Raw genomic sequence first — 7,371 nt, 5'->3', positions numbered from 1 at the left:
AGCGCCAGACCCTGATGGATCGCCGCTTGCGCCACCACGCGCAGGCCGCCTAACCTCTCACCCCAGATGGACCAGAGCCTCCGCTCCTGAACACCGCTGAATGTCCCAAATCATCTGACGACGGACACGCTTCGGTACATCCTGTACCCGAAAGCGGCCAGACCGTTCTCCACCCAAGCCTGTCGTAGAGCGGACGGACGGGTCCCGACCGAGGCTGTGTGAAAACGCAGTCGAGTACCGATATCGTAGAACAATCGTCTCTACGACAGCCATCGGGGCAACCTGAACAACGATCCGCATCCCATCAGGGTGGCGATGCCAGCGCTGACTGGATGGCCCAGGGGGAGATCCTTCTACCACCCTCGCGTTTTCACACAGCCTGGACCCAACGTCGCCATTGATGCCCACACATGGGCATCTCGAAAGCGGTCGTTCCTTAATGGATATCGTCGCGGTCGGAGCGTCCCTGGGCTTTGTGTAATAGCTCGATTGAGTGTCTCGTAGCGGCGCTCGACCATCGGGTTGGGTAGCTGGTGTTCAGTGACATGATCCGTGCAAGGCCAAGGCTTTGAAAGGTGCCGCGCGGAAACTTGAATCTCATGTCACATCGGACAGCATTGCATCGTCACTCACGTGAACCAATCACGTGGGGAAAGTTCGATGACCAAAGCCATTTCGGTATTCGCCGGCCTCCTCGGCGCGGGACTGGCCGGGAACGGCGTCTTCATGCTCACCGCGCCCGAGGCATGGTACTTCGCGGTGCCGGGCGTGACTACGACAGGCCCCTTCAATCAGCACTTCCTGCGCGATATCGGCCTGATCTTCGTGCTGATCGGGTTAGGGTTCGTGTACGGCGCGGCCCGACCCGGATCGCGTGTCCTACTCTGGAGCATGGGTGCGATCTGGCTCTCAGGCCATGCGCTATTCCATTTCTGGGAAATTGCAGTGGGTATCTGCGGGCCGGAGGCGCTGCCCCGAGACTTCCCCACGGTGACCCTTCCTGCGCTTCTTGCGGTTGCCCTCAGTATCTGGTCGTTCCGCCATGCCGACCATTGATGATCCGACTCGCGTCTTCGAGCAGGAGCGGGCTCGGCTCATCCGGCTCGCCTACCGTATGCTCGGGTCCCTCGGCGAAGCCGAGGACGTCGTACAGGACGCATGGCTGCGCTGGCGGTACGTCGACCATGCCGAGGTCGCCTCGGCAGGTGCCTTCCTCTCGCGGACGGTGACGCGGCTCTGCCTGGACGTGATGAAGTCAGCCCGAGTGCGGCGTGAGACCTATTTCGGAACTTGGTTGCCTGAACCCGTTGCCTTGGTCCCGGACGAAGCCCCCGGCGATGACCTCACGCTCACGCTGATGCTGGCCTTGGAGAAGCTTTCGCCGCTGGAGCGGGCCGCGTTCCTCCTGCACGATGTCTTCGCAGTCCCGCTCGCGGAAATCGCGGTCACCCTCCAGCGTGAACCACCGGCGGTTCGTCAGCTCGCCGCGAGGGCCAGGAAACACGTCCAATCCGCACGCCCGCGTTTCCCCATTGAGCGGGAAGAAGGGGCGCGTATCGCCAAGGCCTTCTTCGAGGCATCGACGACGGGCGACGTCGCTGCGCTGCGCAGCATGCTGGCCGATGCCGTCGTGGTGCACTCCGACGGAGGCGGAAAGGTGCTTGCCTTCCCGCGGCCCATTGTTGGAATCGACAGGGTCACGCGCATGTTCGAGGGGGTCGTGCGCAAGTTGTGGATCCAGCATGCCCGGAAGCTGCAGGACCTCTGGATCGATGGCCTGCCGGGCTACCTCAGCATGGAGCCGGGCGGGATGCTCCAGACCGTCGCCCTGGACATCCAGGGCGGGCAGATCGTCGGCATCTACTTCACCCGCAACCCGGACAAGCTCCAGCGCATGGCGATATCGTTCGGAGGGGCGGTGGAAACGCCGACGCCTCACTGAGCCTAGCCGGCGGGCGATCGCCAGCTCCCTGCAGCAGACCGTCGAGAACGCGCAGAGCGGATCGAGGGCGCTGGCGTGGCGAATGTCGGCGTAGACGGCGAGATCCTTGTTCGGGGCGAAATAGGTCTCGCCAGTGGGCCGCATGACACGCTTGGCTTTCTGGAGAGTATCCGGCTCCCCGAATAGCCGGATCTTGTTTACGATGGCATGGAGGTTCACCAGCTTGGCCGGGTCGTCGAGGTCGTGCCGGGAGGCGTCGCCGAACAAGGTCGACGCCTCCCGGATGAACTCGCCATAGAGCGCTTCCCGTCGTGCCCGGTCCTGCACCAGGAGGGTCGCGCACTCCTGGCTGTGCTGCGTCAGCCAGGTGGTCGCGAAGGAGGCCATCGCGCCGATGGCCGAACCGGCCAGCGCCGAGAGCGCCGAGTTGTAGGCCGCATCCATCGGCGGGAGGCCTCAGGCCACGCGCTTCGGCTGCGCCGCCAGCCAGTCGCAGTAGCGCCGTTCCGAGAGCCACGCATCACCGGCGGGCGTCAGCCAGGGGCCGCCGAGGACTACCCCGAAGTACGGTGCGGTGTCGTCCGTGCGGACCTCGTGCGTCTCGCGGAAGCCCTGGAAGTGACGCCTCACCAACTCGACCATCGGCATCCGCTCAGGCCCAGCGATCTCGACCATGCCGTTTATGGGCGGCGCCAACGCGGCCTCCGCGACCTTCAGCGCAACGTCGGACGACGCGATCGGTTGGATCGACGCGGAGGTCACGCGCGCGACGCCATCGACGATTGCGGCTCCCGCGATGGCCGCGACGAACTCGAAGAACTGGGTGGCGCGGACAAGCGTCCAGGGCACGCCCGCCGAGGCAATCAACTCCTCCTGAGCAAGCTTGGCCCTGAAGTAGCCCATGTCGAGCAGGAGCTCGGTGCCGACCACCGAAAGCGCGACGTGGTGGGAGACGCCGGCATCCTTCTCGGCCGCAACGAGGTTCCGTCCGGCGCGGACGAAGAAGTCCATCGCCGCCTCGTCGGCGAACGATGGCGAGTTGGCGACGTCGACCACCACAGTGGCGCCCTTCAACGCTTCCGCGAGGCCTTCGCCTGTGACGGCGTTGACGCCGGTGTTCGGCGAGGCCGCGAGGACCTCGTGGCCGGCGGCCTTCAGGGTGGTAACGACCTGAGAGCCGATCAGCCCCGTGCCGCCGATGACGACGATCTTCATGTGACGCTCCGTCCTGTGTCCGGTCCCGTTGGGGACGTTCGAAATCAAAGACGAGAGCGGTCCTACCCGGTGTGACATCAGCTCCGATGAAGCGTTCCGGGCGCCGTCCAAAAGCCCCTACAGTGCCGATTTTCGCCGTGGGACTTGGATCGATCTTCGCCTCGATCTTTGCTCGGCTAAAGGGAGCATGATTCGAGCGATAGCTGCCGGGGTGCCGCTAGAACTCCAGTTCGACCTCAAACGTTGGTGGTTAGAACGGGCGCAATCCTCCGCCACATGTGGCGGGAAAGACTGCTTGCAGGACGGTGATGGATGCTTTCGCCCCTGCCTCAACTCGGACGGCTGGAAGGACGATCTGCCCCCATGTTGATGCGGCGCCTGATCGCAGTCTTTGCAGCCGTCGTGCTCTGGTCACTGTGGGTGCTCTGCATCCTCCTGATCCTCCCGGTGCTCCTGAACGTTCCGGGCGAGGCCACCCCGGGAGAAATCGCTCTCTGGCTCGCAGTCCTCTGTGCCGTTGTGACCTATCCCATCGTTCTCCCGGTGTTGGCGGTTGTGAAGGCGTGGGCCGTTCGCAAATCCAAGCCGACGATACTCGCGGCGATCCACACTGTGACCTGGGGAGCTTTTGTAGGGGTCATGGCAATCCTCGCTACCCTCGCAGGCGCCTTCTATGCCCACGAACAGGCGCGTCCGGTGCTGACCCGGGAGGAAGGGTTCACCAACTCTTACGCCAACGCGATCCTTCGTCAGGATACCGCATGGATGGACCGCATCCTCAAGGAAGGGGCTGACGTCGATCACCCTATGTCACTCGGTAGCACGCCTGCCTCGATGTCGGCCGGCTTCGGAGATTGGTCCTTGGTCCTGTTCCTGCTCGGTCGCGGAGCCGATCCAGACCGGAAGGACGATCAGGGCAGATCGGTGAGGACGCTTGCGGCTAAACCTCCTGCACTTCCTAGAAATGCGACCGAAGCTTACGCACTGGATGGTGTCCGTAAGCTCCTCAGCAAGCGGTGAACACGACCCTTTCTTGCCACCCTATTCGATCAAGGCGCCTGACTGCCTTGCACCTATCCGGACCGTAGAACGGTCCGGCCGATGTCGATCCTATCTAGATATTCAGCCAAGCTGCGATAGGCCAGCTCCATGACGGACCATACACTCATCGGCAAGCACGTTTCCGAGTTCTTTCCCCTGCTTGACCCCTCGCCCGCGGTTACGGATCGACCACCGGAAGGCGATCCCGAACATGGGCTCGATCGCCACATCGAATGTCCGAGTCGTGGATTGGCCATGATGATCGATGCGAGCGACGTCTGCTGCTGCGTTCAGTTCTTCGGTGCCGGAAAGGACCCATCATACTGCGAGTTCGCGGGTGACTTGCCGGGTGGGGTCAGGTTCCGGAACTCACGGAACGATGCGAGGGCGATCATGGGTCCGCTGGTAAGGAGCAGCGATGGTGGCGCCACCGTGTCTGGGATCGAGCATAGGGCCTGGGATCTGTTTACGCGCGATGGGCTGTGGGTCCACTTAGAATATACCAACAGCTGCAATCGCGTCCTGATGGTGTCGGTCATGCTCCCTTCCCGGGATAGCTGAACGCCTGCTCCCCACCAATGTTGTATGAGAACGCCGGTTAAACCTCGGCGGCCACGTTTCTGGACGAGGTCGAGCGGGACATCAGACGATAGGAGTGGCATCCGAGCCGTCGGTAGCGGTGCGAGTTTGATGACATGAAACTCGGCGCTTCAGGCCCTTGCGAACATAGGTGGCCTCCGAGACGTATGAACGACTTCCCGGCCTAATACATGCCCTAAACTGATGCCACTGACGCGACGCTTAGTCGGGGTGTCAATGGTACCGTGATCATCCTGGCCGGCAAGGGAGCATGCTCGGGCCCGGGATCGATTTGCCCCCTGCTGCGCGCACGTCTAGACCGCCAACCGCGATGCGGCAGGACGTACCAACAGGAATGAACCGGATGACTGGAAAAGCGACCTCTCTCCTTGTGTACGGCGTACTTTGCGCGTTCATCGCTGCGCACAACGTACACGCTGAAGAAGTGACGCAGACTTTCACCCTGGCATGCATCAACAATGGCGGCAAATCGATCTACTTCAGCATTGACCTCGCGTCCAAGCAATGGGCCTTGATGAAGCCGAATGGCGAGCGTGAGTCGAAGACACAAGAAGTCGCGCTTCAGTCCGACGATGTGATCAAGCTAAAGAACCCGGGCGGCTATTTCCTGGTCAATCGAAAGACCGGCGCCATGGACCTGATCAAGGGTGAGAGCCGCAAAGTCGATAGGATCTCATGCCGCAAGCACGACAGCCTCATCCCGATTCCAGTGGACGAGCGTCCGACGAACAAATTCTGAGCGACCTGTTCTTGCTCCCGACGCATCCGAGGAGGCGAGTATCCCCGACGTAGCTACTAACTCGCGCACGCCCTTGCGCTTGCGTTCCGTCACGCGCCTGATCGCCGCCACCGTCCTCCTACCCCTGGGCATCCTGCTCCTCGGCCTGTGGGAGCAGGAGCGCGCCGGCGCCGATTGGGCCGATCTCGCCGCCGAGCAGGAGCACCTGACCCGGATCGTCGCGGAGCTGGAGGCGCGGGCGCCGCCGGACGGGCGTCCCGATTTCCGCATGCAGTTCCGCCGCAACGGCAAGAGTTACGGCGGTCCCCTGGCCCTGGTGCAGGCCCGCGCGGCCCGCGACGAAGTCGCGACCCTGACGACGCTCATGGATTGGCGCCGGCTGCTCCCGCCCGTGGTCGTCGCCGCCGGGGGCTTCGCCGCCGGCCTGTCGATCCTTGTGCTCTTGGCCGGCGCCGCCCTCGGGCGGCTGGGGCGGGCCTCCCGCGACGTGCTGGTGGCCGGTTTCTCGTGGATGCGCCGCCTGCTGCCGCCGGTGCTCGCCCTCCAGGTGCTCCTCACCACGGCGGGCTTCGTCGCCGCCGTGGTCTTCGAGGCCGGGTTGCTCGCGCGGCCCGGCCTCGGCGGCGGCGAGATCAAGATGCTGTTCATGGCCGCCGTCGTCGTCGGGGCGGTCCTGATCGCGGCGGGCGCCACGGTGCTGGGCCTGCGCCGGGCGCTGTCAGCGTTCGAGCCCGACCCCCTGTCGATCTTCGGTCGGGTCGTCTCGCCCGCCGAGGCGCCGGGCTTGTGGCGCCTCACCGAGGGTCTGGCCGAGCGGCTCGGGGCGCTGAAACCCGAGGCCGTGGTGGTCGGCCTCACGGGGGGCTTCTTCGTCAGCGCCGGCCCGGCCGTGGTCGAGCCCGGCGGCGCGCCGCTGACGGGCCGGATCCTCTACCTGCCGCTGCCCTACCTCGCCCTCCTGCGGGGCGACGAGGTGGCGGCGATCATCGGCCACGAACTCGCCCACTACGCCGGGGGCGACACCGTCTACAGCCAGCGCTTCCTGCCGATCTACGCCGGCGTCGGCCGCTCCCTCGACGCGGTGGCGGAGGGGCATGCCGGGTCCTTCGGGCTCCTCGGCCCGTCCCTACGCCTCGGCGTCTTCGTCATGGAGAACTTTCACCTCGCCGTGCGCCACTGGAGCCGGACCCGCGAGTTCGCGGCCGATGCGGCGGGCGCCGGCCCGGCCTCCGTGGACGCCGCCGCGCGGGCGCTCCTGCGCACAGGGGCGGTGGCCCCCCGCATCGCCGAGACCTTGGACGCCGCCGCCGAGGCGCCCGGGTCCGCCCCGGCCGACCTCGTGGCGGCGAGCCTCGACCACGCCATCGCGCGCGGCCTCGACGATCCGGCGACGCATCTCGAGGCGGAGCAGGCCCACCCCACCGACACCCATCCGCCGACCCGCGAGCGCGTGGCGGCCCTCGGCCGGACCCTCGACGCCGAACTCCTGGCCGCCGCCGCCGCCGTTCCGCCCCCGCACGCGCTCGGCCAGCTCGCGGCCTACTTCGCCGATCCCGCCGGCCTCTGCCGCGCGGCGACGCACGATTTCCTCGACGCGGTGCGGGCCCACGATGCGGCCTTCCGCGCTCATCTCGAAGCGACGGCGGCGGAGATCGGCATCGAGGCGCGGGCGCTGCGCGAAAGCACCCGCCCGGGGGCCATCGCCCTCCTGGTGGCGGGCGGCTTCTTCATCGGGGTCGCCCTCCTGTGGCTCGCCGCCGGCCTGCCCGGTCTGTCGGCCAGCCAGGCGGGGCCCGTGGTGGGGGTGGCGCTGGCCTGCGGGGCGGTCCTGGGC

6 protein-coding genes are annotated in these 7,371 nt (G+C 65.7%); 5 read left to right on the top strand and 1 reads right to left on the bottom strand.

What is annotated here, in order from left to right:
• Window positions 1–660: 660 nt before the first annotated feature.
• Both FV218_RS21415 and FV218_RS21410 read left to right on the top strand, forming a co-directional pair.
• On the top strand, window positions 661–1,056 hold the full coding sequence (locus FV218_RS21415) for a hypothetical protein (protein ID WP_147711476.1): 396 nt from the start codon (window positions 661–663) through the stop codon (window positions 1,054–1,056).
• Window positions 1,043–1,942, top strand: coding sequence for a sigma-70 family RNA polymerase sigma factor (locus tag FV218_RS21410; RefSeq protein ID WP_147711475.1), 900 nt, complete (start codon window positions 1,043–1,045; stop codon window positions 1,940–1,942). Before FV218_RS21415 ends, FV218_RS21410 begins: the two co-directional genes overlap by 14 nt.
• 456 nt (window positions 1,943–2,398) lie before the next feature.
• Here the strand turns inward: FV218_RS21410 and FV218_RS21400 are convergent, their stop codons facing one another.
• The gene (locus FV218_RS21400; RefSeq protein WP_147711474.1) at window positions 2,399–3,157 is read right to left on the bottom strand and encodes an NmrA family NAD(P)-binding protein; all 759 of its coding nucleotides are present in this window, start codon (window positions 3,155–3,157) and stop codon (window positions 2,399–2,401) included.
• 363 nt (window positions 3,158–3,520) lie between these two features.
• Between FV218_RS21400 and FV218_RS21395 the strand changes: the two genes are divergently transcribed.
• The 3 genes from FV218_RS21395 to FV218_RS21385 form a co-directional block, all read left to right on the top strand.
• Window positions 3,521–4,177, top strand: coding sequence for a hypothetical protein (locus FV218_RS21395; RefSeq protein ID WP_147711473.1), 657 nt, complete (start codon window positions 3,521–3,523; stop codon window positions 4,175–4,177).
• Between the two features lie 955 nt (window positions 4,178–5,132).
• Entirely contained in the window at window positions 5,133–5,537 is a 405-nt protein-coding gene (locus tag FV218_RS21390; RefSeq protein WP_187273135.1) for a hypothetical protein, read from the top strand.
• 79 nt (window positions 5,538–5,616) lie between these two features.
• On the top strand, window positions 5,617–7,371 hold a 1,755-nt coding region (locus FV218_RS21385), incomplete at its 3' end, for a M48 family metalloprotease (RefSeq protein ID WP_187273134.1).

The sequence above is a fragment of the Methylobacterium sp. WL69 genome (assembly GCF_008039485.1).
In the GTDB taxonomy this organism is placed as follows: Bacteria; Pseudomonadota; Alphaproteobacteria; order Rhizobiales; family Beijerinckiaceae; genus Methylobacterium.
Note: the sequence above shows the minus strand (reverse complement) of the source record. Positions and strands in the feature narration are given on the sequence as shown.